Consider the following 25,354-nt stretch of genomic DNA (forward strand, 5'->3'; position numbering starts at 1 on the left):
GCAGTACAGTCGCCCCGACCAGGCACCTCACCGGGGGGAACCGGCGGCACGATGCGCATCTCTTTCCTGCTCCACAACGGCTACCACATCGGCGGGACCATCCGGACCACCTTCACCCTCGCCGCCGAGCTGGCGGCACGTCACGAGGTGGAGATCGTCTCGGTCTTCCGCCACCGCGACGAGCCGATCCTCGGCGTCCCCGACGGAGTGACGCTGCGCCACCTCGTCGACATCCGGAAGAACAGCCCGGGTTACGACGGCGGGCACCCCGACTTCCGCCGCCCCGCCCGGGTCTTCCCGCGGGGCGACGGGCGCTGGAAGCAGTACAGCGCGCTCACCGACGCCCGGATCGGCGCCCATCTGGCCTCCGTCGACGCGGACGTGGTGGTCGCCACCCGCCCCGGGCTCAACGTGCAGCTCGTCCGGCAGGCCCCGCGCGGGCCGGTCCTCGTCGGCCAGGAGCACCTGATCCTCGACGGGCACAGCTACCGGCTGCGCCGCGACATCGCGCACGAGTACGCCCTCCTCGACGCGGTCACCACCGTCACCGAGGCCGACGCCCGCTCCTACCGGGCCCTCGGCCTGCCGAACGTACGGATCGACGCCGTGCCCAACAGTGTGCCGGCGCCGGGCGTGCCGGCCGCCGACCCGGCCGCGAAGATCGTCGTGGCGGCCGGCCGGCTGACCCCGGTCAAGCGCTACGACCTGCTGATCGACGCCTTCGCGGACGTGGCCGCCGCCCGCCCCGACTGGAAGCTGCGGATCTACGGCACCGGCGACGCCGCCGACAACCTGAAGCAGAAGCTGTCCCGGCAGATCGAGCGGCGCGGGCTCGGCGAGCACGTCTTCCTCATGGGCACCGCCCACCCGATGGAGCCCGAGTGGGCCAAGGGCTCGCTGGCCGCCGTCACCTCCCGCCGTGAGTCCTTCGGCATGACCATCGTCGAGGCGATGCGCTGCGGTCTGCCCGTGGTCGCCACCGACTGTCCGCACGGTCCCGCCGAGATCATCGAGGACGGTGTCGACGGCCGGCTCGTCCCGGTCGACGACACGGCGGCGGTGGCCGCCGCGCTGCTCGCCCTCATCAACGACGACGAGGCCCGGGCCCGCGCGGCGAAGGCGGCCCTGGTCGCCTCCGAGCGTTTCGACCCGGTCCGGATCGCGGCGCGCCACGAGACCATCTGGACCGAGCTCGCCGCCGCCGGTACCGCCCGCCCCCGCCGCCACGGCCGGCCCCGCGCCGCCGTCCACCGGGCGGTCGGGGCGGTCCTCGACGCCGGCTACGCCGCGAGGGCCCGGGCGGGCAGGATCGTGCGCCGCTTCCGCTGAGCGCTCAGGGAGCCGTGGTCCCGGGCCCCTGACCGGTCGGGTGGTGCTCCGGCGGCGGGCCGCCCGTCAGCAGCCGCTCGTACGCGACGAACTCGGGGTGGTGCAGGTCGAAGGCGGGGGCCTCGGAGCGGATCCGGGGCACGACCAGGAAGTTGTGCCGGGGCGGCGGGCAGGACGTCGCCCACTCCAGCGAGCGGCCGAACCCCCAGGGGTCGTCCACCTCCACCTTCGCCCCGTACCGCCAGGTCTGCCAGACGTTGAGGAGGAACGGCAGCGTGGAGGCGCCCAGCAGGAAGGCGCCGATGGTCGAGACCGTGTTCAGGGCGGTGAAGCCGTCGGCGGCCAGGTAGTCGGCGTACCGCCGGGGCATGCCCTCCGCGCCCAGCCAGTGCTGCACCAGGAAGGTGGTGTGGAAGCCGACGAAGAGGGTCCAGAAGTGGACCTTCCCCAGGCGCTCGTCGAGCATCCGCCCGGTGAACTTCGGCCACCAGAAGTAGAAGCCGGCGAAGGTCGCGAAGACCACGGTGCCGAAGACCGTGTAGTGGAAGTGGGCGACCACGAAGTACGAGTCGGTGACGTGGAAGTCCAGCGGCGGTGAGGCCAGGACGACCCCGGTGAGTCCGCCGAACAGGAACGACACCAGGAAGCCGACCGACCACAGCATCGGCGTCTCGAAGGACAGCGAGCCGCGCAGCATGGTCCCGGTCCAGTTGAAGAACTTCACGCCGGTCGGCACCGCGATGAGGAACGACAGCATGGAGAAGTAGGGCAGCAGCACCGCCCCGGTCACGAACATGTGGTGCGCCCACACCACCACCGAGAGGCCGGTGATGCACATGGTGGCCGCGATCAGGGTCGCGTAGCCGAAGATCGGCTTGCGGGCGAAGACCGGGATGATCTCGCTGACGATGCCGAAGAACGGCAGCGCGATGATGTAGACCTCCGGGTGCCCGAAGAACCAGAACAGGTGCTGCCAGAGCAGCGCGCCGCCGTTCTGCGGCTGGAAGGCCACCGAGCCGAACCGCCGGTCGGACTCCAGGACCAGCAGGGCGGCCGCGAGCACGGGGAAGGCGACGAGCACCAGGATCGTGGTGAACAGGACGTTCCAGGTGAAGATCGGCATGCGGAACATCGTCATGCCGGGCGCCCGCATCGCGATGATCGTCGCCAGGAAGTTCACCGAGGTGAGGATCGTGCCGAAGCCGGAGAGGGCGAGCCCCATGATCCACAGGTCCACGCCGAGGCCGGGCGAGCGCAGCGCGCTGTTGAGCGGGGCGTAGGCGGTCCAGCCGAAGGCGGCCGGCCCGGTCGGGGTGAGGAAGGAGCCGAGCACCATCAGGCCGCCGAAGAGGAACAGCCAGTACGAGAACATGTTGAGCCGCGGGAAGGCGACGTCGGGCGCGCCGATCTGGAGCGGTACGAGCTCGTTGGCGAAGCCCGCGAAGGTCGGGGTCGCGAAGAGCAGCAGCATGATGGTGCCGTGCACGGTGAAGGCCTGGTTGAACTCCAGGTTCGACACCAGCTGGAGCCCCGGCCTGGCGAGCTCGGCCCGCATCACCATGGCGAGCGCCCCGGCGATCAGGAAGAAGACGAACGCGGTCACCAGGTACAGGTGACCGATCTTCTTGTGGTCGGTCGTGGTGATCCAGTCGATCAGGATCCGTCCATGCCGCTGCCGCGGCGATTCGACGGCCGCGGACTCGGTCTCGGTACCCATCCGGTGATGATGGCGCCCGCCCTCCGGGTGACGGGGGAGGCCGCCCCGACAGGTCGTCCGGTCGGCGGACGTCGTGTGCGGGTTGCGGGGAAAACGTGAATGCCGGGCGGTCGGGCCGGGCCGGGAATTTCCGCGTCGAACGCGGGCGAACGGAATTCACCGAGGCCGTGCCCGCGGTGGGGGAACGCCTTGCGAGGATGACCGGGAATTCCCCGGGAAACGGCTGGAAACCGCCACTCCCGGCGACCGGCGGTGCGGCAAACATATGTCGAGAAGCTGTGACACAAGCGTGACCGCCGGGGGACTAACGTGAGCTGTATGACACCCGAACACGCACCCGATACGTATGTGGGACTCGCCGAGGACGAGGCCGAACGGCTCGCCCGGAACCGGGGCTGGCGCGTCGTCCGGTCCCTGCCGCCGGGCTCGATCATCACCATGGAGTACCTGGAGGGGCGCATCAACTTCGAGGTCGAGGAAGGCGTCGTCACCCGCAGCTGGCTCGGCTGAGCGGCGGGCCGCAGGACACGCGGGAGGGCCCCGGCCGGGGGATCCGGCCGGGGCCCTCCCGTACGCCGGGGGAGGCGGCCTCAGCCGCCGGTCGCCGGCCGCGAGTGCGGCGGGCGGCGGCTGCCGGCCGGTCCGACCGGACCGCGCTCCGAACGCACCGTGTGACGGTCGGCGTGGGCCCGGGGAGCGGCCAGCGGCGGCGTCGGCAGACCCGCGCCCCGGCCGGCCGCGGACCGGCCGGAGCCGGCCCCCACGGGCTCCCGGACCGACTCGTCGGCCCCGGCCGGGCGCTGCGGGAACAGCCCCGGCAGCGGACCGCCGGTCGCCACGGGCAGCGACGGCACCAGCCGGCGGCGGGACCGCAGCTGCTCGCGCAGCCGGTCGCGCAGGCTCAGGATCCAGGCCTCCGCCACCGCGATCACCGGCTCGCACCAGGGCAGCGCGAGCAGGATGACCAGGCCGGCGGCCCAGCCGAGCAGCACGTCGCTGAGCCAGTGCGTGCCGAGGTAGACGGTGGTGAGACCGACCCCGAGCGCGACCACGGCCGACAGGGCCGACAGATAGCGGCGGGCCCTCGGCGTGGTCGCCAGATAGGCCAGGATTCCCCAGGTCACGACCGCGTTCGCGGTGTGTCCGGACGGGAATATATCGCCGCCGGCGAAGAGCTCGGCCGAGCCGACCTGCGTCGCGTAGTGGGGGCCGAGGCGGCCGAGTCCGAGCTTGACCGCGCCGACCGTCGCGTTGAGCAGCAGCAGCGCGGCACCGAGGGAGAGCAGCGGGCGCAGGGTGTGCTGGCGCCAGGAGCGCCAGCCCAGCCAGGCCGCCACCATCACGGCCGTGGGGCCGCGCTGGCCGAGGACGACGTAGTAGTCGAGGAAGGCGTGCAGCTCCGGCCACTGCTGATAGGGCCGGAAGAGCATGATCTTCCAGTCGAGGGTCACCAGCCAGGTCGACAGCAGTACGGCGACGACGATGGCCAGATAGAACGCCGACGTCCCGCCGAAGAGGGCGAGACGCGTGCGGGTCATCCGCGGGACCTCTATCTTCGGCGGTTCCGGCTCCCGGTCCAGCCGGGCAAAGATGTCGGTACGCACCCAATCGACGTTACAGGGAGTGAGTAGCGACCTTGGTCGTTCCGGTGCCTTCGTGATGACGATGTGATGTGGAGTTGCTCTCAGCCGGGCGTTTGTTCCCGTCGTCCGTCGGAAAATCCGATGACCTTCCGCCCTATTGCCGGAGGGGCGTTTCCGGAAGTGTGTTTGAGTGTCCGGGGAATTCCGCGAACGGTCCGCCGCGGGGAATTCCAGCGGACGCGCGGCCCGACCCGAGTGGCGTACGCCACACTCCGCGGCCCGCCGGGGTGAGAGCTGCACCACGCGCTCGGGGCTTGAACTCGCGTACGCTGACGGCTCACTCGCCCGTCGATGCCGGGCCGCCCCGGGGGCCGCTCCCGGCCGGTGCCCGCCGAGCGCGAGGGCTTCACTGGGAGGTACGTACATGGCGCGGACGATCACGGCCGGAACGCGGCCGCGGCCCCTCGGCCACGGAACCGACGGCGGCGCCAACCGCTGGGTCGTGCTCGTCGTCCTCTGCGTCAGTCTGCTGCTCGTCGCGCTCGACGCGACCGTGCTGCACGTCGCCGTCCCCTCCCTCACCGAGGACCTGCGCCCGAGCTCGACCGCGCTGCTGTGGATCGTCGACGCCTATCCGCTGATCTGCGCGTCGCTCCTCATCCTCTTCGGCACCCTCGGTGACCGGGTCGGGCGCAGACGGGTGCTGCTGATCGGCTACGGCCTGTTCGGCGTCGCCTCGGCGGTCGCCGCGCTGGCCACCGCCCCCGAGGTCCTGATCGGCGCCCGCGCGCTGCTCGGCGTCGGCGGCGCGATGATCATGCCGGCGACGCTCTCCCTGCTCCGCGCGGTCTTCCCCGACCGGCGCGAGCGGGCCACCGCGATCGGCATCTGGACCGCGACCGCCGCCATCGGCGCGGCGACCGGGCCGGTGCTCGGCGGGTTCCTGGTCGAGAACTACTGGTGGGGCTCGGTCTTCCTGATCAACATCCCGCTGATGGCGCTGATCCTGCCGCTCGGGCGGCTGCTGCTGCCCGAGTCCCGGGGCGGCTCCGACGGCCCCTGGGACGTGTTCGGCGCCCTCATGGCCGCGGCCGGCGTGCTCGGCGTCGTCCTCGGCGTCAAGCGGCTCGGTGCCGGTGACCCGCCCCTCGAACCGGCGACGGCCGGTCCGCTGCTGCTCGGCGTCGCCCTGCTCGTCGTCTTCGTACGGCGGCAGAAGCGGCGGGCGCACCCGCTGATCGACATGCGGCTGTTCGCCCGGGCGGCCTTCACCACCTCGGTCGGCTGTGTCGTGCTCGCCATGCTGGCCCTGGTCGGCCTGCAGCTCATCGCGGTCCAGTACCTCCAGCTGGTGATCGGCCTCAGCCCCCTGGAGACCGGCCTCCGGCTGCTCCCGCTGACCTTCGCCGCCATGGCCGCGGGCGCCACCGGCTCGTACACCCTGCGCCGGCTCGGCCCGCGCCGGATGGTCGGCTGGGGCTTCCTGCTGACCGCCTCGGCGGTGCTGCTGCTCGTCCTCATGGGGCACCACGACCGGCCGCTGCTGCTCACCGTCGGCTTCGTGCTGCTCGGTTTCGGGCTGCAGACCACGCTCTTCTCGGCGTACGAGTCGATGCTGAGCGAGGCGCCGCCGGAGAGCGCGGGCGGCGCGGCGGCCATCGGCGAGACCTCGTACCAGCTCGGCGCGGGCATGGGCACCGCCCTGCTCGGCAGCGTGATGAACGCGGCGTACGCGCCCGCGCTGAGCGGGGTGCCCGGGGTGCCGGACAGCGCCGCCAAGGCAGCCACCAACTCGCTCGGCGAGGCCTACCAGGTCGCCGAGCAGCTCGGCGGCACCGCGGGCGAGGCCCTGCACACGGCCGCCCGGCACGCCTTCGTGCACGGTCTGCACGTGACGCTGTTCGTGAGCGCGGGCCTGCTGCTGATCGGCGCGCTGATGGCGCTCCGGCTGCCGCGCGTCATGGAGTGCGCGGCGATACAGGAACCGGAGACCGGGGAGGACACGGTGCCCGCGCCGGCGTACCCGGCGCCCGGGGACGCGGAGCCGAAGCGGCGGACGGCGCCCGGGGGCGCGCCGCAGCAGCGGACCGGGGGCGGGGACCGGAAGCCGCGGACGGGGGGCGAGACCGCGGATGCCGTACGGGTCCCCGCCTCGCGGGGCAGGGCCGAGCCGGCCGGATCGGGAAGGCCCGGCCACTGACGGGACCACCGGCCGCGCCGGGGGTGTCGGGGCCGACCGGCCTCGCGCCGGGGCCCGCCGTCCTCAGCTCTGGTTGAAGAAGCCGTCCTGCGAGCGTCCGGCGGACTCACCGCTGACGATCTGCGTGTCGGCCGGGGTCAGCAGGAAGACCCGGGTGGCCACCCGCTCGATCGAGCCCCGCAGGCCGAAGGCGAGACCGGCGGCGAAGTCGACCACGCGCTTGGCGTCGTTCGGCTCCATCGCGGTCAGGTTCACGATCACCGGGACGCCGTCCCGGAACAGCTCGCCGATGCCCCGGGCGTCCCGGAACCCGTCGGGTGAGACGGTCGCGATCCGACGGCCCTGCTCGTGCGCCGTGTCGGACGCCACCCGCACGCGCGGGTCCGTCACCCATGCGTCGCCGCCGCTCTCGGCACCGTCGGCGTACTCGTCGTCGTAGTACCGCTCGTCGTTGTCCTCGACGAGTCCCAGCCAGGCACTGGCCTTGCGCACCGATCCCATGGACGCCTCCTTTCAGCGCGGTCACTCGTGGTTCCGCATTCCCTATCGTCGTCCATCATGCGGATCGCGCGCCAAGTGGATAGTCGGCGCGCAGGGGATTCGTGACGGTACTGGTGCAGAACGTAAGGCTCGAAATCTGGCGATTCGTCAGGGTTCGAGCGGTATGCGGGGGCTGACAGAGGGTCGGATCGGGACGCGCAACTTAAAATATGAAAGTCGGTCCGGAAGGGTGACGAGGGGGACGTACGGGTGAACGGATCGCCCTCGTACGCTCCTCGGTACGATGCCCGACGCGGCCGCGCGGACCGACGCGCGGCGAGGGTGCAAGGTACGGGGGAGTCACAGTGTTCGGAATCGTCAGGCCCTGCGCGCATCGCCTCACCGAAGGCCTCAGGACCGACTGGATGGCCCATCTCTGCGGCCTCTGCCTGGCACTTCGCGCCGACCACGGGCAGTTCGCCCGGGTCGTCACCAACTACGACGGCCTGATCGTCTCGGTCCTGACGGAGGCTCAGACCGGCACCACCGAGGCGGGGCGCCGCATAGCGGGGCCCTGTCCGCTGCGCGCCATGCGCACCGCGCCGGTCGCGCGCGGCGAGGGCGCCCGGCTCGCCGCCGCCGTGTCGCTGGTCCTCGCCTCCGCGAAGGTCCGCGACCACGTCGCCGACCGGGACGGCCTGTTGGCCCGGCGTCCGGTCGCCGCCGCGGCCCGCCGGGTCGCCCGCTCCTGGGACCGGGCCGGCGCGCGCACCGGGCGCGACCTCGGCTTCGACACCGCGGTCCTGGTCGACGCGGTCGACCGGCAGACCGGCATCGAGGCCCTCGCCGGACCCGGCACCCCGCTGCTGGTCGTCACCGAGCCGACCGAGACGGCGACCGCGGCCGCCTTCGCGCACACCGCCACGCTCGCCGGCCGCCCCGGCAACGCCGCGCCGCTCGCCGAGGCCGGCCGCCTCTTCGGACGCCTCGCCCATCTCCTGGACGCCGTCGAGGACCAGGCCGCCGACGACGCCGCCGGCGCCTGGAACCCGCTCACCGCGACCGGCACCTCCCGCGAGGAGGCCCGCAGGCTCGCCGACGACGCGCTGCACGGCATCCGCCTCGCCCTGAAGGACGTCGAGTTCGCCGACGCCCGGCTCGCCCATGTGCTCCTCGCCCACGAGCTGCGCGCCTCGGTCGACCGCGCCTTCGGCACGACGTGCGCGCACGGAGCCCCGGGACCCGCCCAGGGCAACCCCTACGGGGGCGGCACCCCGGGGCCGTACGGCTCGTACAACCCGCACGGCGGGGGTAACCCCTACGGAGGGCCGCCCGGGCCCGCGGGCCCGGGCGGCCCCGGCGGCCTGCCGCCGCAGTTCGGCGCCGGTGGACCGCAGCAGCCCAAGAAGCCCCGTGGCTTCCTCGCCGGCTGCGCCATGTTCACCTGGCTGTTCTGCACCTGCCAGATCTGCTGCGCCAAGGAGTACGAGGGCCCCTGGTCGCGCAAGAAGCGGGAGGGCTGCTGCTACGACTGCGACTGCCCGGACTGCTCGGGCTGCGACTGCTGCTGCCCCTGCGACGGCTGCTGACCTCCCGTCACCTCTTCGGCGCCGGCAGCTCCGGCGGCGAGATCCGGGACTCCGGGATCGCCGAGGCCGTCACGCCCCACTTCCGCAGGATGCGGTCGTAGGTGCCGTCCGCCTTCAGGCCGTTCACGGCGGCCTGGAAGGCCGGGGCCAGGGGTGTGCCCTTCTTGAAGGCGAAGCCGACGTCGAGGCGCCGGTACTCGTTCAGGAACTTCACGCCCGGCTGCTGGGTCACCGCGTAGCGGATGCCGTTGATGGTGCTCATCACCACGTCGCTGCGGCCCTGCTGGAGCGACATCCAGACCGCCCCCGGCTCGTTGAAGACGTTCACCTCGTACGGCTTCCTGCCGGCCTCGGCGCACCTGCCCTTGTTCTTCTCCAGGGTGCGCTCGAAGGTCGTGCCCGCGCCGGTGGCCACCTTGAGGCCGCACAGCTGCGTGAGGTCGGTGACGGCCGACAGCGTGCTGTCGGAACGGGCCGCGAAGCCCTGGCCGTCGTTGACGTACGTCACGAAGTCGATGGTCCTGCGCCGCTCCTCCGTCACACCGAAGTTGCCCGTGCCGACGTCGTACTTGCCGCTGCCGAGCGCGGGCAGGATCGCCTCGAAGCCGGCCGGCTCGCGCTTCAGCTCCAGGCCGAGCGCCTTGGCCACGGCGTCGGAGAAGTCGACGTCCAGGCCGACGATCGTCCGGCCGTCGGGGAGGTAGGCCGAGCTCGGCGGGCTGCCGACCGAGGCGGCGAGGGTCAGGGCGCCCCGCTGCCGCACGTCGGCGGGCAGCAGCTTCGCCGCGGCCTCGTTCTTCCGCACGCCCGAGACCACGTCCTCGGTCGGGAGCGCGCCCCGCGCACCCCCCTTGCCCGTCGCGCCGGCCGGCGCCGCCACCGGGTCGCCCGAGCCGCAGGCGGTGAGCAGCAGCGCGGCGGCGGTGATCAGCCCGAAGGCGGCGGCATGACGTCGGGTACGCGGGCTCCTGCCCGGCGTCGTACGCGGGGTGCTCATGGTCTCGGGGTCTCCAGGTGCTTCTCGAACGGCAGCGGTCCGATCGACTCGGGATCCGCGGCGACGTCGAAGAGGGGGCGGTATCCGGTCGCCAGGTAGAGGCCCTTGGCCTCGGGCTGACGCGGACCGGTGGTCAGGTAGACGCGGGTGTAGCCGCGCTCGGCGGCCTCCCGTTCCAGCTCGGTCAGGACCCTTCGGGCGAGCCCGCGCCTGCGGTGCCCGGAGTGGGTCCAGATCCTTTTCAGTTCGGCGGTGTGCTCGTCGTAGCGGCGGTAGGCGCCGCCCGCGACGGGCAACCCCTGCTCAAGGAGCAGCAGGAACGCCCCGCGCGGCGGCGTGAACTCCTCCGCCGGATAGCGGCTCAGGTCCTCCGACGAGCCGTACCGGGTCGTGTACTCGTGCGCCAGCTCGTCGAGGAGCGGGCGGGCCAAGGGGTCGGTGGTCGTGGTCCGGTGCACGGACAACGCGAAGGTCATGACGGTCCTTCAGGACGAAGGAAGGGAAAGGAGAGGAGGGGAGAGGAGGGAGGGCGAAAGGGAGCGAAAGGGGGAGGGAGGCAGAGTGAGGGAACGCTGAACGAGGGGCGTCAGGCTCGGGTGCTCACGAGAGGTGCGCGGGTGAAGGCGCCGCGGAGAACAGCACGCGGGCAGGGAGAAGCAGGGGGTCGGCTCAACAGGAAGAGGACCACACACGACCGAAGTCGATGTGGGAGCGCGTGACCAGCCACTGCTGCGGATGCATGGCCCAAGTGGAACAGGCATCCGTTTCCGCGTCAACCACGATGAGACGTACGGCTCATCATCCGGACGCACTTGACAGGGCGGCGTGCGCTCCGCGTAGCGTGAAGGGGCGGACCCTGCTGAGGGGCTCGGGTCCGCGGCTCACCGCGCGCTGAAGGCGCATCCCGTGTTCGATCCGTCTCTGGAATCCACGGAGCCTTCGCCATGTCCGCGATCCTCACCCAAGCCCCCGCCCCCGCCCCGGCGCCACCGGAACCGGCGCTCCGCATCGTTCAGGCCCGCCGCACCGGCCAGTGGGCCGCCGCCGGCGCCGTCCTCGTCCTCGCCGCCCTCGGGCTGTACTCCGTCGTCACCAACCGGGCCTTCCAATGGGACGTGGTCGGCGCCTACTTCACCTCCACCGCCGTCCTGCGCGGCCTCGGCCTGACGCTGTGGCTGACCGCCGTCGTCATGGTGCTCGGCTTCGCCATCGGCACCCTGCTGGCCGTGCTCCGGCTCTCCGCCAACCCGGTGCTGCGCGCGGTCAGCTGGGGCTACGTGTGGTTCTTCCGGTCCACGCCGATCCTGGTCCAGCTGCTGTTCTGGTTCAACATCGGCGCCCTGTACCCCACGATCCTCGGCATCCACACGGTCAACCTGCTCGGCCCCGTCTCCGTCGCCGTCATCGGCCTCACCCTGCACGAGGGCGCCTACGCCGCCGAGGTCGTGCGCGGCGGCATCCTCTCCGTCGACCGCGGCCAGATCGAGGCCGCCCAGTCCCTCGGCCTCGGCCGCCGGCGCCGGCTCACCCGGATCGTGCTGCCGCAGGCCATGCGCTCCATCGTGCCGCCGGCCGGCAACATGCTCATCGGCACCCTCAAGGGCACCTCGATCGTCTCCGTCATCGCCGTCCAGGACCTGCTCTACTCCGTCCAGCTCGTCTACCACCGCACCTACCAGGTCATCCCGCTGCTCCTGGTCGCCACCGTCTGGTACGTCCTGGTCACCTCGGTCCTCGGCGTGGGACAGCACTACGTCGAGCGGTACTACGCGCGCGGCACGGGCGGCACGCGATGAGCGCCGGACGCCCCTCGGTCGTCGTCGTCGGCGCCGGGCCCCGCGGCACCGGCTTCCTCGAACGGCTCGCCGCCAACCTGCCCGAGCTCTACGGGGACCGGCCCCTCGACGTCCACCTCGTCGACCCGCACCCGGCCGGCCCCGGACGCATCTGGCGCACCGCCCAGTCCCCGCTGCTCTGGATGAACTCCCGGGCCGAGGACGTCACCATGTTCACCGACGAGACCGTGCGCATCGACGGGCCCGTACTCCCGGGTCCCAGCCTCGCCGAATGGGCCGGCATCGACGGCCGCGCCTTCCCGACCCGCCCCCAGCAGGGCGCCTACCTGCGCTGGGTGCACGCCCGGGCCCGGGCCGCCCTGCCGCCCGGCGTCACCGTGCACGAACACCCCACCACCGCGCTGCGGGTCACCGGCCCGCGCGACGGGCGGCAGCGGGTCTGGCTCGACGGGCACGCCGTACCGCTCGCCGCCGACCTCGTCGTCCTCGCCCTCGGCCACCTCGACGCCCGCCCCGACGCCCGGCTGCGCGAGCCGGCCGGGTTCGCCGCCCGGCACGGCCTGGTGCACCTGCCGCCGGAATTCACCGCCGACTCCGACCTGTCCGTCCTGCCGGCCGGCCAGCCCGTCCTGGTCCGCGGCTTCGGCCTCGCCTTCGTCGACCTGATGGTGCTGCTCACCGAAGGGCGGGGCGGGCGGTACGAGAAGCACGCCACGGACCCGGACCGGCTCGTGTACGTGCCGTCCGGCCGGGAGCCGGTGCTGTACGTCGGGTCGCGGCGCGGAGTCCCGTACCACTCGAAGATCGGCTACGAGCTCGCCGGCGAACGCCCGCCGCTGCCGCGCTTCTTCGGACCCGCCGAGGTCGACGCGCTGCTCGCCGCCGGCCGGCCGGTCGACTTCCGGCGCGACCTGTGGCCGCTGGTCGCCAAGGAGCTCGGCTGGGCCCACTACCACCGGCTCTTCACCGCCCACCCGGAGCGCACCGCCGTCGCCCGGGAGGACTTCGAGGAGCGGTACGCGGCCGCCGCGCCCCTCGGTCCGGAGCTGGACGCGCTGGTCGCCCGCGCCGTACCGGACCCGGCCGACCGCTTCGACCCGGCCGCCCTCGACCATCCCCTCGCCGGGGTCCGGTACGCCTCCGCCGACGCCCTCCAGGAGGGACTGCGCCGGTACGTCGCCGATGACCTGACCCGCCGTCACGACCCTGCGAACAGCCCCGACCTGGCCGTCTTCGACGCCCTGCTCTCCGTCTACGGCCAGCTGGCGCGGATCGGCGACATCGGGGACCCGGGCAACTGGTGGCACGGCTTCTTCAGCTACCTCGCCTCCGGCCCGCCCGGCCCCCGGCTGCGGCAGCTGCTCGCCCTCTCCGACGCCGGGATCGTCCGCTTCCTCGGCGCCGGCGTCACGATCGAGACCGACGAGGAACGGGGCGTCTTCCGGGCCTCCTCGACGAGCCTGCCGGGGGAGTGGACCGAGGCCCGCGCCCTCGTCGAGGCCAGGCTTCCCGACCCCACCGTGGCGCACAGTGCCGCCCCGCTGCTCCGTTCCCTCCACCAGGACGGCGCCCGTGCCACCGAGGCGGGGCTGCTCGCGGTCGACCCCGGCGACGGCCGGGTCCTCGGCAGCGACGGACGCCCGCACCCACGGCGCTTCGCACTCGGCCCGCACACCACCTCCCGGGCCGGCGGGGCCTTCACCCGCCCCCGTACCGGCGGCTTCGCCTTCCGCCAGAACGACCGGACCGCGCGGGCCGCGCTCACGCTGCTGCGCGACCTGTCCTGTCCGGCGGAATCCACCCAGGCCTCGGCACCGGTGAGCGCCTGAGCGCCTGAGCGCCTGAGCGCCTGAGCGCTTCCGCCGTCCGTCCGCCGGTCCGTCCGTCCGCCGGTCCGTGGGTCCGTCCGCCGGTCCGTCGGTCCGGCGTCCGTCCCTCCGTCCGTCCGCCCGCCCGTCTCCCCGGACTCTCCCCGTCCTCCCCGCCGACCCGAGGTACCTCCATGTCCCTGACCAGTGATCCGCCCGTCGACCTCGCCCGGGCACAAGCCCCCGCCACCGACCCGCCGGCCCTCAGGATCGTGCCCGTACGGCACCCCTGGCGCTGGGTCGCCGTCGCCGCCACCGCCGTCGTGCTCGCCCAGTTTCTGCACGGTCTGGTCACCAACCCCGGCTGGGAGTGGGACGTCTTCGCCCGCTTCTTCGCCGCCGACGCCATCCTCCAGGCCGTCTGGGTCACCCTCCAGCTGACCTTCTACGGCACCGCCCTCGGCTTCGCCCTCGGCATCGTGCTCGCCTTCATGCGCCTGTCCGCGAACCCCTTCCTCAAGGCGGTCGCCTTCGGCTACATCTGGGCCTTCCGCTCGATCCCGCTCATCGTCCAGCTGCTGTTCTGGTTCAACCTGGCCTACCTGTACAAGGAGCTGAGCCTCGGCATCCCCTTCGGGCCGAGCTTCTGGTCCTTCGACACCATGGGCCTGGTCGGCGCGATGAGCGCGGCCGTCCTCGGTCTCGCCCTCCACCAGGCCGCCTACGCGGCGGAGATCGTCCGCGGCGGCGTCCTGGCCGTGGACGGCGGCCAGCTGGAGGCGGCGGCAGCCCTCGGCATCCCGCGGCTGCGGCAGCTGCGGCGGATCGTGCTTCCGCAGGCCATGCGCTCGATCCTGCCCAACGCCGCCAACGAGATCATCTCGCTCTTCAAGGGCACCTCGATCGTCTCCGTCATGGCGATCGGCGAGCTCTTCTACCAGGTCCAGGTCGTCTACGGCCGCAACGGACGGGTCGTCCCGCTCCTGATGGTCGCCACCGCCTGGTACGTCCTGCTGACCACCGCGCTCTCCGTCGTCCAGCACTACGTCGAACGCCACTACGCGAAGGGGAGCACCCGATGAGCTCCATGGTCGAAGTCCGGTCCGTCCGCAAGAGCTTCGGGGACCTCCAGGTGCTGCGCGGCATCGACCTCGACGTCCGGCCCGGCGAGGTCACCGTCGTCCTCGGCCCCTCCGGCTCCGGCAAGTCCACCCTGCTGCGCACCATCAACCACCTGGAGAAGGTCGACAGCGGTTCCGTCAGCGTCGACGGCACGCTCGTCGGCTACCGCCGCTCCGGGGACAAGCTGTACGAGCTGCGCGAGCGCGAGGTCCTCAAGCAGCGCACCCGGATCGGCTTCGTCTTCCAGAACTTCCACCTCTTCCCGCACCTCACGGTCCTGGAGAACATCGTGGAGGCCCCGGTCTCCGCCCTGAAGCGGCCGCGCAAGGAGGCCGAGGCCACCGCCCTGAAGCTGCTCGACCGGGTCGGCCTCGCCGAGAAGGCGCGGGCCTACCCCAAGCAGCTGTCCGGCGGGCAGCAGCAGCGCGTGGCCATCGCCCGCGCGCTGGCCCTCGAACCGGCCCTGCTGCTCTTCGACGAGCCGACCTCCGCGCTCGACCCGGAGCTGGTCGGCGAGGTGCTCGACGTGATCAAGGACCTGGCCGCCGGCGGCACCACGATGATCGTCGTCACCCATGAGATCGGCTTCGCGCGCGAGGTCGCCGACACCGTCGTCTTCATGGACGAGGGGCAGATCGTCGAGCAGGGCCCGCCCGCGGAGGTCCTGGACAGCCCCCGCCACGAACGCACCCGCGCCTTCCTCTCCAAGGTCCTCTGACCCCGGGTTCCGCTGCCCCCGAGGCTCTCCGACCCGTAGGTCCTCCGACCCGTAGGGCCTCTACCCCTGAGGTCCCCTTCCCCCGAGATCCCCCTGCCCCACCACACCCACCGAAGGAGTTCCGTCATGTCCCTCCGCCACCGCCCGCTCGTCGTCGCGCTCGCCACGCTCTCCGCCCTCGGCCTGCTCACCGCCTGCGGCGCGAGCGACGCCGCCACCGACACCGTCACGCCCAAGGACCGCAAGGGCGCGGGCACCACCATCAACCTCGGCCCTGACCAGCGGCGCGTCCACACCGCCAAGGTCGACGCCCTCGCCGCCAAGCTCCCCGAGGCCGTACGCAAGCGCGGCACGCTCACCCTCGGCGTCTCCACCGGCAGCGCCCCGCCGCTCGCCTTCTACGCGACCGACGACAGAACGCTGATCGGCGTCGAGCTCGACCTCGCCACGCTCGTGGCCGACACCCTCGGCGTGAAGCCCGAGTTCTCGCCGGTCTCCTGGGAGAACCTCTTCGTCGGCCTCGACAGCGGCAAGTTCGACGGCGTCTTCTCCAACGTGACCGTCACGGAGGAGCGCAAGGACAAGTACGACTTCGCCACCTACCGCCTCGACGACCTGGCCTTCGAGGCGAAGAAGGGCGCCGGCTGGAAGGTCGCGGGCCCCGCCGACGTCGCGGGCCGGACCATCGCGGTCAGCTCCGGCACCAACCAGGAGAAGATCCTGGTCGACTGGAGCCGGCAGAACGAGAAGGCGGGCCGCAAGCCCGTCGACATCAAGTACTTCCAGAACCAGACCGACTACTACCTGGCCCTCCAGTCCGGCCGCATCGACGCCTACCTCGGCCCCAACCCGACCTCCGCCTATCACGTCGCCTCGGCCGGCCAGACCGAGATCGTGGGCAAGTTCTCCGGCGCCGGCGCGGGGCTCCAGGGCAAGATCGCCGCCACCACGAAGAAGGACAGCGGCCTCGTCGAGGCCTACGCCGGCGCCCTGAACCACATCATCGAGAACGGCACCTACGCGCAGGTCCTCAAGCGCTGGGGACTGAGCACCGAGGCCGTGCCGCGCTCCGAGATCAACCCGCCCGGCCTGCCCCGCACCGGTAACTGACGTGTGGAAAGGTGACACACCATGAGTACGGATGCAGCACGGGGCGCGCACGGCGACGATCCCCGGCAGGAGTGGCAGCACTGGCACGAGCAGCGGACGGCGGCGGTCGCCTCGTCGTACGGACCGCTCTCGCTGACCGGCACGTACTGGCTGTCGGACTTCCCGGAGGGGCGAATTCCGGCCGTTCCGGGGGAGTGGCGGGCCGAGGGGGACGAGGTCGTCCTGACCGCGGGCGCCGAGGACGCGATCACCGTCGACGGCAAGCCGCTGATCGGCACGGTCCGGCTGACCGCCGACCACGCCCCGATCCACGAGTCCCGGGTCGAGTCGGCGCGCCGCCGGCTCGTCGTCCTGCGCCGCGAGGGGGAGTGGGCGGTGCGGGACTTCGACCCCGAGTCGGAGGCGCGGCGCTCCTTCCGGGGCATCGAGGCCACGCCGTACGACGAGGCGTGGGTGCGGCCGGGAGTGTTCCGCCCGTACGGCGAGGACCGGCACGTGCGGGTGGAGAACGCGGACGGCAAGGAGCGCGGGCTCGGTCTCGCCGGTGAGCTGGTCTTCGACCTGCACGGCGCCGAGCACAGCCTGCAGGTGGCGGTGGAGGACGACGGCACGCTGTGGGCGGTCTTCGCGGACGCCACCAGCGGGCGGGACAGCTATCGCTTCCGGTTCCTGCGGCCCCCCGCCCCCGCGGCGGACGGCTCGGTGACGGTGGATCTCAACCGGGCGCTGCTGCCGCCGTGCGCGTTCGCGGCGCACTTCATCTGCCCCTTCCCGCCGCCGGGGAACACGCTGGACACGGCGGTCGCGGCGGGGGAGCGGCGGGTCGTCGGGGGCTGAAGCCGTCGACCGCGGACGGCGCGGGCCTACGGGGGGCCGCGTCGTCCGCGCGTGTCCCCGCGCGTAGACGGGACGTGTGGGCGGTCTTGTGCGCTCCGCTTCGACGGGCCAGTATCGCTCGCGGTGCATGTCAGGAACACGTCACCTGACGGTGCCTCATGGATCCGTCACCCGCGGGTCCCTCCGCCGTACCCCGAAGGAGAACAGTGAGGACCACGCGCATCCGACTGCTCGCCGTCGCCTCCGCCGTCGCGGCCGCCACCGCCCTCGGCCTCCCCGGCGCCCAGGCAGCCCCCACCCCCGGCCCCGCGAGCGCCGCGGCGCTCGCCCGTGCCGACGCCGCCGTCCTGAAGGCGGACGTCGGCGGCACCGCCTGGTACGTCGACGAGGCCGCCGGCCGGGTCGTCGTCACCGCCGACTCCACCGTGTCCGAGGCCGGCCTCGCGAAGATCAGACGCGCCGCCGGCGCCGACGCCGGAGCGTTGCGCGTCGAGCGCGCGCCCGGGGTCTTCAAGCCCCTGCTCGCCGCGGGCGACGCCATCTACGGCAACGGCTACCGCTGCTCGCTCGGCTTCAACGTGGTCAGCGGCTCGACGTACTACTTCCTCACGGCCGGCCACTGCGGCAACGTCGTGAAGACCTGGTACGCCAACTCGGCCCAGTCCACGCTGATCGGCCCCACCGTCGGGTCCAGCTTCCCGGGCGACGACTTCGCCCTGGTCCGCTACGACAACACCTCGCTCAGCCACTCCGGCGGCTACACCGCGGCCAACGCCTACGTGGGCGAGTCCGTCAAGCGCACCGGCTCCACCACCGGCACGCACGGCGGTACGGTCACCGGCCTCGACGCCACCGTCCACTACTCCGGTGGCGGCACCGTGCGCGGCCTGATCCAGACCAACGTCTGCGCCGAGCCCGGCGACTCCGGCGGTCCGCTCTACGACGGCAGCAAGGCGCTCGGCATCACCTCCGGAGGCAGCGGCGACTGCCGGTCCGGCGGCACCACGTTCTTCCAGCCGGTGCCCGAGGCGCTCGCCAAGTACAAGGTCAGCCTGTACTGAGCCAGGCGAGCAACTCCCGCACACAGCTGGTCAGTTGAAGGCTGTACGGCCGAAAGCCGCCCTTGCGGCCGTCCGCCGTACAGCCCGAGACTCCCCCACAGCGCCGGCCCTGGGCCGCGCCTCACGGGCCCGGCACCCCACTGCGGGCCCCCCATTCCCCCATGGAGGAACGAGAAGTGAGGACCACGCGCACCACCCCCACGAGAAACATCCGGATGCTCGCCGTCGCGACCGGTCTCGTCGCCGCCGCGGCGATCGCCGTCCCCACCGCGAACGCCGACTCCACCGCCTCCCCGGGCACCTTCAGCGCCTCCCAGCTCACCGCCGCCGGTGACGCCGTCCTCGCCGCCGACGTGGCCGGCACGGCCTGGCGGGTCGACCCCGCCACGAAGACGGTGGTCGTCACCGCCGACTCCACCGTCTCGCAGGCCGACCTCGCGAAGATCAAGCGCCAGGCCGGCGCCAACGCCGGCGCCCTGCGCATCGAGCGCACCCCCGGCAAGTTCAACAAGCTGATATCGGGCGGCGACGCCATCTACGCCAGCAGCTGGCGCTGCTCGCTCGGCTTCAACGTCAGGGACGGCGCGGGCAACTACTACTTCCTCACCGCCGGCCACTGCACCGACGGCGCGGGCACCTGGTGGTCCAACTCCTCGCACAGCACGGTGCTCGGGACCACCGCCGGGTCGAGCTTCCCGACCAACGACTACGGCATCGTGCGCTACACCAACAGCTCGGTGACCAAGTCCGGCACGGTCGGCAGCGTCGACATCACCAGCGCCGCGAACGCCACCGTCGGCATGTCCGTGACCCGCCGCGGCTCCACCACCGGCATCCACAGCGGCACGGTCACCGGCCTCAACGCCACGGTGAACTACGGCGGTGGCGACATCGTGTACGGCATGATCCAGACGAACGTCTGCGCCGAGCCCGGCGACTCCGGCGGCCCGCTCTACTCCGGCAGCCGGGCCATCGGCCTCACCTCCGGTGGCAGCGGCAACTGCAGCTCGGGCGGGACGACCTTCTTCCAGCCCGTGACGGAGGCGCTGAGCGCGTACGGGGTCAGCGTCTACTAGCCCGGTCCGAGCCCGCCGGTCCAGCCCCCCGGTCCCGCTCCACGGGCCGGGCGTGGTCCGCCGGGCGGTCCGCCGCCGTGGGTCGCCACGGCGGCGGACATCCGCCGTCGGTGCGCCGGGGCCTCCGCCGGGAGCGCCCCGCACGACGCGAGCACCGGGAAGGCGTTCCCGGGCGCGCGTCCTCAGGCCGTCCGGGCCCCGCCGGCCCCACCGGCCTCGCCGGCCCCGCCCGGGGCGCCGACCTCTCCGGCGATCCGCTCCGTCCCCGGCTTCCGCCTCAGCGAGGACATCACCAGGGTGACGCCCGAGCCGACGACCGCCCAGACCGCCAGGGTCACCATCGAGGCGGTCATGTCGTTGCCCTTGAAGTACGCGATCGAGCGCGCCGCCCAGGTGCCCGCGCCCGGGGGCAGGTACGGGCCGATCGCCCTCCAGAACGGCGGCAGCATCGGCAGCGGGAAGGCGCCGCCCGCGCTGGGGTTGCCCGCGACCACGACGAGCAGGATCGCCAGGCCGATGCCGACGATCCCGAACACCGACTGCAGGGCGAGGGTGGCGGCACCCACCGCGAAGACCACCAGGGTGCCCAGTCCCCACAGGGCGGCGACGCTGCCGGGCAGGGCGCCGAGGATCGGGCCGACGATGATCGCGCCGCCGAGGCCGCCGAGGGCCGAGTAGAGCGCCAGCACCCCGAGCCGGATGATCGCCCGCTCCCGGTTGGCCGGCCGGGAACCGGCGCTGATCGCCAGGATCGCGGCGCAGATGTAGCCGCCGACGCACCAGCCGACGACCAGGTAGAAGGCGGAGAGCCCGTCGAAGTCCTGCGGGGAGGCCGGGGCCACGTCGACGGTCCGCACGGTGCGCTGGTTGGCCGCCTCCAGCCGGGTGAACATCTGCTCCAGCGTCGAGGAGAGCACGGTGCCGCCGCCGGAGGCGACGAGCAGGGTGTCGGTGCGGCCCCGCGGGTCGACGATCAGGGCTCCGTCGATGTCCCGGTTCAGGATCTGGTCCCGCGCCTCGTCGGCGTCCGCGACCACGCGCGGGTCGAGCGGGTCGCCGGGCAGCTTCTCCAGCCGTTCCATGAGGACGGTGGACACCTGCTGCGGCCCGACCACCCCGAAGGGCACGTCCGTCGGTTTCGGATGGTGCAGGGCCCCGACGTACGAGGTGATGAACAGGAGCTGGAGGGCGAAGACGCCGACGACCAGCAGGGCTGCTCGGGGGGTGACGGCGCTCTTCAGTTCGTCGACGAGACTCATGCCCCCACGCTCCGGGGCGGGGGGTGCCTTCGCAGGTGGGGCAGGGCCGAATGGCTGAGCTCGCGCGGTTATCGTACGGGCGTTCGAAAATGGGTTACGCTGGACTCAGGGGGGTGGGAACGTATGTACGAATTCGAACGCGGGAGGTGGGGAACATGCCGGGGTTCACGCATCTGCACACCGCCTCGGGCTTCTCCCTGCGCTACGGCGCCTCCCACCCCGCCCGGCTGGCCGAGCGCGCCGCCGAGCGCGGCATGGACGCCCTCGCCCTGACCGACCGGGACACCGTCGCGGGCGTGGTCCGCTTCGCCAAGGCCTGCGAGAAGGAGGGGGTCCGCCCGCTCTTCGGCGTGGACCTCGGGTACGAGCCGTTCCTCGCCCCCGTGCCGCTCGCCCCCGTCCCGCCCGGCGCCGGACCGGTCGGGCGCCCGGCGCCCGGCCGCGGCGGGCAGACCTCCGCGCGCCGGATGCCCGTACGCGGCGGGGCCTTCGTGGACGAGTCCGCGCCCCGGGCCGTCTTCCTCGCCCGCTCCCGGGCCGGCTGGGCCGCCCTCTGCGCGCTCGTCACCGCCGCCCACGCCCACGCGGGGGAGGGGCGGCCCGTCCTGCCCTGGACCGCCCACCAGGGCGACGGGCTCTTCGTGCTGCTCGGCTCCGACTCCGACGTCGGCCGCGCCCTGGCCGCCGGCCGGCCCGACCGGGCCGCGCGGCTGCTCGTGCCCTGGCGCGAGCGGTACGGCGACGCCCTGTGCCTGGAGGTCGTGCACCACGGACGCTCCGGCACCGGCCCCGGCTCGCTGCGGCTCGCCGCCCGTACCGTCGGCTTCGCCGCCGAGCAGGGCGTCCGGCCCGTGCTCGGCAACGAGGTCCGCTACGCCGACCCCGGCCAGGGACCGGTCGCCGACGTGCTCGACTCCGCCCGCCGGCTCGTCCCGGTCGACCCGCGCGCCGGGCTCGACAGCGGCGAGGCCTGGCTCAAGGGCGCCGACGCCATGCTGGCCGGCGCCGAGCGGATCGTCGAGGCCGCGGGCTTCCGCCGGGACGCCGCGCACCGGCTCCTGGAGCGGACCGAGGCCGTCGCCGCCGCCTGTCTGGTCGACCCCGAGGACGACCTCGGCATGGGCTCCGCCCACTTCCCCGAGCCGTACCTCGTCGGCGCCGCCCACCGCACCGCCCAGCGCGTGCTCGCCTCCCGGGCCGCCGCCGGCATGGTCCTCAAGGGCTACGACCGCCGCCCCGACCGGCGCGCCTACTGGGACCGGATGCACCACGAGCTCGACATCATCGCCCACCACGGCTTCGCCAGCTACTTCCTGACGGTCGCCCAGGTCGTCGACGACGTACGGCAGATGGGCATCCGGGTGGCCGCCCGCGGCTCCGGCGCCGGCTCCCTCGTCAACCACCTCCTCGGCATCGCCCACGCCGACCCGGTCGAGCACGGCCTGCTGATGGAACGCTTCCTGTCCAAGCGCCGCACCGCCCTGCCCGACATCGACATCGACGTGGAGTCCGCCCGCCGCATCGAGGTCTACCGGGCGATCCTCGGCCGCTTCGGCGCCGAGCGGGTCGTCACCGTCGCCATGCCCGAGACCTACCGGGTCCGCCACGCGGTACGGGACGTCGGCGCCGCCCTGTCCATGGACCCGGCCGAGACCGACCGGATCGCCAAGGCCTTCCCGCACATCCGCGCCCGGGACGCCCGCGCCGCCCTCGACGAGCTGCCCGAACTGCGCGGCCTCAAGGCCGAACGGGCGGGCGACACCCGCTTCTGGGAGCTGGTCGAGGCCCTCGACGCGCTGCCCCGCGGCATCGCCATGCACCCCTGCGGCGTCCTCCTCTCGGACGCCTCGCTGCTCGCCCGTACCCCCGTCGTGCCCACCAGCGGCGAGGGGCTGCCCATGTCGCAGTTCGACAAGGACGACGTGGAGGACCTCGGCCTGCTCAAGCTCGACGTCCTCGGGGTGCGGATGCAGTCCGCGATGGCGCACGCCGTCGCCGAGGTCGAGCGGGCCACCGGCACCCGCCCGGACGTCGACGCGGTCCCGCCCGGAGACCCCGACACGTACCGGCTGATCCGCTCCACCGAGACCCTGGGCTGCTTCCAGATCGAGTCGCCCGGCCAGCGCGACCTGGTGGGCCGGCTCCAGCCCGAGAACTTCCACGACCTCGTCGTCGACATCTCCCTCTTCCGGCCCGGCCCGGTCGCCGCCGACATGGTCCGCCCGTTCATCGAGGCCCGGCACGGCCGCGCCCCCGTCCGCTACCCGCACCCCGACCTGGAGGAAGCCCTGAAGGAGACGTACGGCGTCGTCGTCTTCCACGAGCAGCTCATCAAGATCGTGAGCGTCATGACCGGCTGCGGCCGCGACGAGGCCGACCAGGTCCGCCGCGGGCTCTCGCACCCCGAGTCGCAGGGCCGGATCAGGACCTGGTTCACCGAGCGGGCCCGGCTCAAGGGGTACGCGGACGAGGTCGTCGCCCGCACCTGGGAGATCGTCGAGGCCTTCGGCTCGTACGGCTTCTGCAAGGCGCACGCCGTCGCCTTCGCCGTGCCGACCTACCAGTCGGCCTGGCTCAAGGCGCACCACCCGGCCGCCTTCTACGCGGGGCTGCTCACCCACGACCCCGGCATGTACCCGAAGCGGCTGCTGCTCGCGGACGCCCGGCGGCGCGGGGTGCCCGTACTGCCGCTCGACGTGAACCGGTCGGGGGTCGCCCACCGTGTCGAGCGGGTGGCCGAGGGCGGCACGGAGACCTGGGGCCTGCGGCTCGGCCTCACCGACGTCCACGGCATCAGCGAGGCCGAGGGCGCCCGCATCGAGGCCGGACAGCCCTACGCCTCCCTGCTCGACTTCTGGGAGCGGGCCCGCCCGCGCAAACCCGTCGCCGAACGCCTCGCCCAGGTGGGTGCGCTGGACGCCTTCGGCGCCAACCGCCGCGACCTGCTCCTGCACCTGACCGAGCTCCACCGCGTTCAGCGCGGCACCGCCTCCTACGGCGGACAGCTCCCGCTCGCCCAGGGCCGCAAGACCGCCCCCGTCGGCCTGCCCGACCTCGACGAGACCGAACGGCTCAGCGCCGAACTCGGCATCCTCGGCATGGACGCCTCCCGCCACCTCATGGGCGACCACCAGGCCTTCCTGCGCGAGCTCGGCGTGGTCTCCGCCCAGCGGCTGCGCTCGGCCCGGCACGGCCAGACCGTCCTGGTCGCCGGCGCCAAGGCGGCGACCCAGACCCCGCCGATCCGCTCCGGCAAGCGGGTCGTCTTCACCACCCTCGACGACGGCACCGGCCTGGTCGACCTGGCCTTCTTCGACGACTCCCACGAGCGCTGCGCCCACACCGTCTTCCACTCCTGGCTGCTGCTCGTCCGGGGCGTGGTGCAGCGGCGCGGCCCGCGCAGCCTCAGCGTGGTCGGCGCCGCCGCCTGGAACCTCGCCGAGCTGGCCGAACTGCGGGCCACCGGCGGCCTGCAGGCGGTGGGGGAGCGGCTCTCCGAGAGCCCGCCGGAGCCCGCCCCCGCCGAGTCCTCCACCGAGGGCGACACCGGCCGCCGGATCACGATGTCCACCGGCTACACGATGAACCCCTGGGCCGACCTCCAGCCGGCCGGGGAAGGCGCCGCCACACCGGCGCGGAAACTCTGGCACAGCAGCCCCGGGAGCGCGGGATGATCCTTTGCGTACGGTTCGGACTGGAGCCCGCGGGAGAGGTGATGCTCCCCCGGTTGCTCGACCTCCTGGGCGAGTTCACCCCCGTCGTCGAGGCGGTCCCGCCCGGCGAGGCGTTCGCCGACGTGCGCGGCGCGCTGCGCTACTTCGGCTGGAGCCCGGCCGAACTGGCCTCGGTGATCCGGGTCAGGGCGCTCGCCCTGTACGGGGTGGACTGCGTGACAGGCGTCGGACCCAACCCCATGCTGGCCCGGATGGCGGCCCGTGAGGCCCGGCCCGGCGCCACCCTGGTCGTCGAGGACCCGGCGGCCTTCCTGCGGGACCGGCCGGTCGTCGCCCTCGACGGGGTCGGCCGCGCCACCGCCCGTACCCTCTGCGGCTACGGGCTCGACTCCGTCGGCCGGGTCGCCGACGCGCCGCTCGCCGTCCTCCAGCGGCTCGTCGGCGCCAAGGCCGGCCGCGAGCTGTGGGAACGGGCCCAGGGCATCGACCGCACGCCCGTCGTCCCCGGCGAGCTCTCCCGCTCCCTGGCGGCCGAACGCTCCTTCCCGCACGACGAGCTGAACCCCGGCGAACACCGCAGGGCCCTGCTCTCGCTCACCGGGGAGCTGGGCGTCCGGATGCGGACCGAGGACCAGGTCTGCCGCTCCCTGACGGTCACCGTGCGCTACGCGGACCGCAGCACGTCGAGCCGCACCCGCACCCTGCGTGAACCCACCGCCCACTCGACCGACCTCACCACCCTCGCGTACGCGATCCTCGCCTCGTTCGGTCTCCAGCGCGCCCGTGTCCGGGGCATCGCCCTGCGCGCCGAGGGCCTGGCCCCCGCCGAGGGCGCCGCCCACCAGCTGACCTTCGACCCGGCGGACGACAAGGCCCGCCGCATCGAGGCGGTGGCGGACCGCGCCCGCGCGAAGTACGGCCCGCGGGCGGTGCTGCCGGGGTCGCTGGCGGCCTGAACCGGGTCGAAGGGGCGGGCCGAACCGGGTCGAAGGAGGCGT

General features: G+C 73.2%; 20 protein-coding genes. 14 read left to right on the forward strand and 6 right to left on the reverse strand.

The genetic code is table 11. The features are described from left to right. Positions 1-51: 51 nt before the first annotated feature. A complete protein-coding gene (locus ACIGXE_RS29625) occupies positions 52-1,329 on the forward strand; it encodes a glycosyltransferase (RefSeq protein ID WP_399751977.1) in 1,278 nt (425 codons plus the stop codon). A gap of 4 nt (positions 1,330-1,333) precedes the next feature. Here the strand turns inward: ACIGXE_RS29625 and ctaD are convergent, their stop codons facing one another. Then, a complete protein-coding gene (ctaD, locus tag ACIGXE_RS29630) occupies positions 1,334-3,046 on the reverse strand; it encodes a cytochrome c oxidase subunit I (protein WP_399751979.1) in 1,713 nt (570 codons plus the stop codon). Between the two features lie 318 nt (positions 3,047-3,364). Here ctaD and ACIGXE_RS29635 point away from each other — a divergent pair, with 318 nt between their 5' ends. Continuing rightward, a complete protein-coding gene (locus tag ACIGXE_RS29635) occupies positions 3,365-3,556 on the forward strand; it encodes an I78 family peptidase inhibitor (protein WP_399751981.1) in 192 nt (63 codons plus the stop codon). A gap of 80 nt (positions 3,557-3,636) precedes the next feature. Here ACIGXE_RS29635 and ACIGXE_RS29640 read toward each other — a convergent pair whose 3' ends face one another. Next, positions 3,637-4,650, reverse strand: a complete 1,014-nt coding sequence (locus ACIGXE_RS29640) for a phosphatase PAP2 family protein (protein WP_399751983.1) — start codon at positions 4,648-4,650, stop codon at positions 3,637-3,639. A gap of 403 nt (positions 4,651-5,053) precedes the next feature. Between ACIGXE_RS29640 and ACIGXE_RS29645 the strand changes: the two genes are divergently transcribed. Next, positions 5,054-6,829, forward strand: coding sequence for an MFS transporter (locus ACIGXE_RS29645; RefSeq protein WP_399751985.1), 1,776 nt, complete (start codon positions 5,054-5,056; stop codon positions 6,827-6,829). A gap of 63 nt (positions 6,830-6,892) precedes the next feature. Here the strand turns inward: ACIGXE_RS29645 and ACIGXE_RS29650 are convergent, their stop codons facing one another. Beyond that, on the reverse strand, positions 6,893-7,330 hold the full coding sequence (locus ACIGXE_RS29650; protein WP_399751987.1) for a cell division protein SepF: 438 nt from the start codon (positions 7,328-7,330) through the stop codon (positions 6,893-6,895). Positions 7,331-7,674: 344 nt separating this feature from the next. Between ACIGXE_RS29650 and ACIGXE_RS29655 the strand changes: the two genes are divergently transcribed. Further along, positions 7,675-8,898: a DUF5685 family protein gene (locus ACIGXE_RS29655; protein ID WP_399751990.1), complete on the forward strand. Its 1,224-nt coding sequence runs from the start codon at positions 7,675-7,677 to the stop codon at positions 8,896-8,898. A 7-nt stretch (positions 8,899-8,905) separates the two neighbouring features. On the opposite strand, the gene ACIGXE_RS29660 is transcribed toward ACIGXE_RS29655, so the two are convergent. Together ACIGXE_RS29660 and ACIGXE_RS29665 are read right to left on the reverse strand one after the other, a co-directional pair. Then, on the reverse strand, positions 8,906-9,895 hold the full coding sequence (locus ACIGXE_RS29660; protein ID WP_399751992.1) for a transporter substrate-binding domain-containing protein: 990 nt from the start codon (positions 9,893-9,895) through the stop codon (positions 8,906-8,908). Next, positions 9,892-10,371, reverse strand: a complete 480-nt coding sequence (locus ACIGXE_RS29665) for a GNAT family N-acetyltransferase (protein WP_399751993.1) — start codon at positions 10,369-10,371, stop codon at positions 9,892-9,894. The genes ACIGXE_RS29660 and ACIGXE_RS29665 overlap by 4 nt, the downstream gene beginning before the upstream one ends. 468 nt (positions 10,372-10,839) lie before the next feature. Here ACIGXE_RS29665 and ACIGXE_RS29670 point away from each other — a divergent pair, with 468 nt between their 5' ends. The 8 genes from ACIGXE_RS29670 to ACIGXE_RS29705 all read left to right on the forward strand — a co-directional run bounded on the left by ACIGXE_RS29670 (position 10,840) and on the right by ACIGXE_RS29705 (position 19,423). Further along, on the forward strand, positions 10,840-11,691 hold the full coding sequence (locus ACIGXE_RS29670) for an amino acid ABC transporter permease (protein ID WP_399751995.1): 852 nt from the start codon (positions 10,840-10,842) through the stop codon (positions 11,689-11,691). Continuing rightward, on the forward strand, positions 11,688-13,520 hold the full coding sequence (locus ACIGXE_RS29675; RefSeq protein WP_399751997.1) for an FAD/NAD(P)-binding protein: 1,833 nt from the start codon (positions 11,688-11,690) through the stop codon (positions 13,518-13,520). The genes ACIGXE_RS29670 and ACIGXE_RS29675 overlap by 4 nt, the downstream gene beginning before the upstream one ends. 173 nt (positions 13,521-13,693) lie before the next feature. Continuing rightward, positions 13,694-14,581, forward strand: a complete 888-nt coding sequence (locus tag ACIGXE_RS29680; RefSeq protein WP_399751999.1) for an amino acid ABC transporter permease — start codon at positions 13,694-13,696, stop codon at positions 14,579-14,581. Between the two features lie 5 nt (positions 14,582-14,586). Next, positions 14,587-15,339: an amino acid ABC transporter ATP-binding protein gene (locus tag ACIGXE_RS29685; protein ID WP_399752207.1), complete on the forward strand. Its 753-nt coding sequence runs from the start codon at positions 14,587-14,589 to the stop codon at positions 15,337-15,339. Between the two features lie 126 nt (positions 15,340-15,465). Next, entirely contained in the window at positions 15,466-16,449 is a 984-nt protein-coding gene (locus ACIGXE_RS29690; protein ID WP_399752001.1) for an ABC transporter substrate-binding protein, read from the forward strand. 21 nt (positions 16,450-16,470) lie between these two features. Further along, positions 16,471-17,286, forward strand: a complete 816-nt coding sequence (locus tag ACIGXE_RS29695; protein WP_399752003.1) for a DUF1684 domain-containing protein — start codon at positions 16,471-16,473, stop codon at positions 17,284-17,286. Between the two features lie 158 nt (positions 17,287-17,444). After that, on the forward strand, positions 17,445-18,347 hold the full coding sequence (locus ACIGXE_RS29700) for a S1 family peptidase (protein WP_399752005.1): 903 nt from the start codon (positions 17,445-17,447) through the stop codon (positions 18,345-18,347). A 161-nt stretch (positions 18,348-18,508) separates the two neighbouring features. Next, positions 18,509-19,423 (forward strand): S1 family peptidase, encoded by a 915-nt coding sequence (locus ACIGXE_RS29705; RefSeq protein ID WP_399752007.1) that lies wholly within the window; start codon positions 18,509-18,511, stop codon positions 19,421-19,423. Between the two features lie 182 nt (positions 19,424-19,605). Here the strand turns inward: ACIGXE_RS29705 and ACIGXE_RS29710 are convergent, their stop codons facing one another. Then, on the reverse strand, positions 19,606-20,682 hold the full coding sequence (locus ACIGXE_RS29710; protein WP_399752009.1) for a DUF3533 domain-containing protein: 1,077 nt from the start codon (positions 20,680-20,682) through the stop codon (positions 19,606-19,608). Positions 20,683-20,837: 155 nt separating this feature from the next. Here ACIGXE_RS29710 and ACIGXE_RS29715 point away from each other — a divergent pair, with 155 nt between their 5' ends. Further along, positions 20,838-24,356: a DNA polymerase III subunit alpha gene (locus tag ACIGXE_RS29715; RefSeq protein WP_399752011.1), complete on the forward strand. Its 3,519-nt coding sequence runs from the start codon at positions 20,838-20,840 to the stop codon at positions 24,354-24,356. Next, complete coding sequence (locus ACIGXE_RS29720) at positions 24,353-25,312, forward strand: DNA polymerase thumb domain-containing protein (RefSeq protein WP_399752013.1); 960 nt, start codon at positions 24,353-24,355, stop codon at positions 25,310-25,312. The genes ACIGXE_RS29715 and ACIGXE_RS29720 overlap by 4 nt, the downstream gene beginning before the upstream one ends. Positions 25,313-25,354 lie beyond the last annotated feature (42 nt).

This window comes from Streptomyces sp. NPDC053431 (assembly GCF_044544925.1).
In the GTDB taxonomy this organism is placed as follows: domain Bacteria; phylum Actinomycetota; class Actinomycetes; order Streptomycetales; family Streptomycetaceae; genus Streptomyces.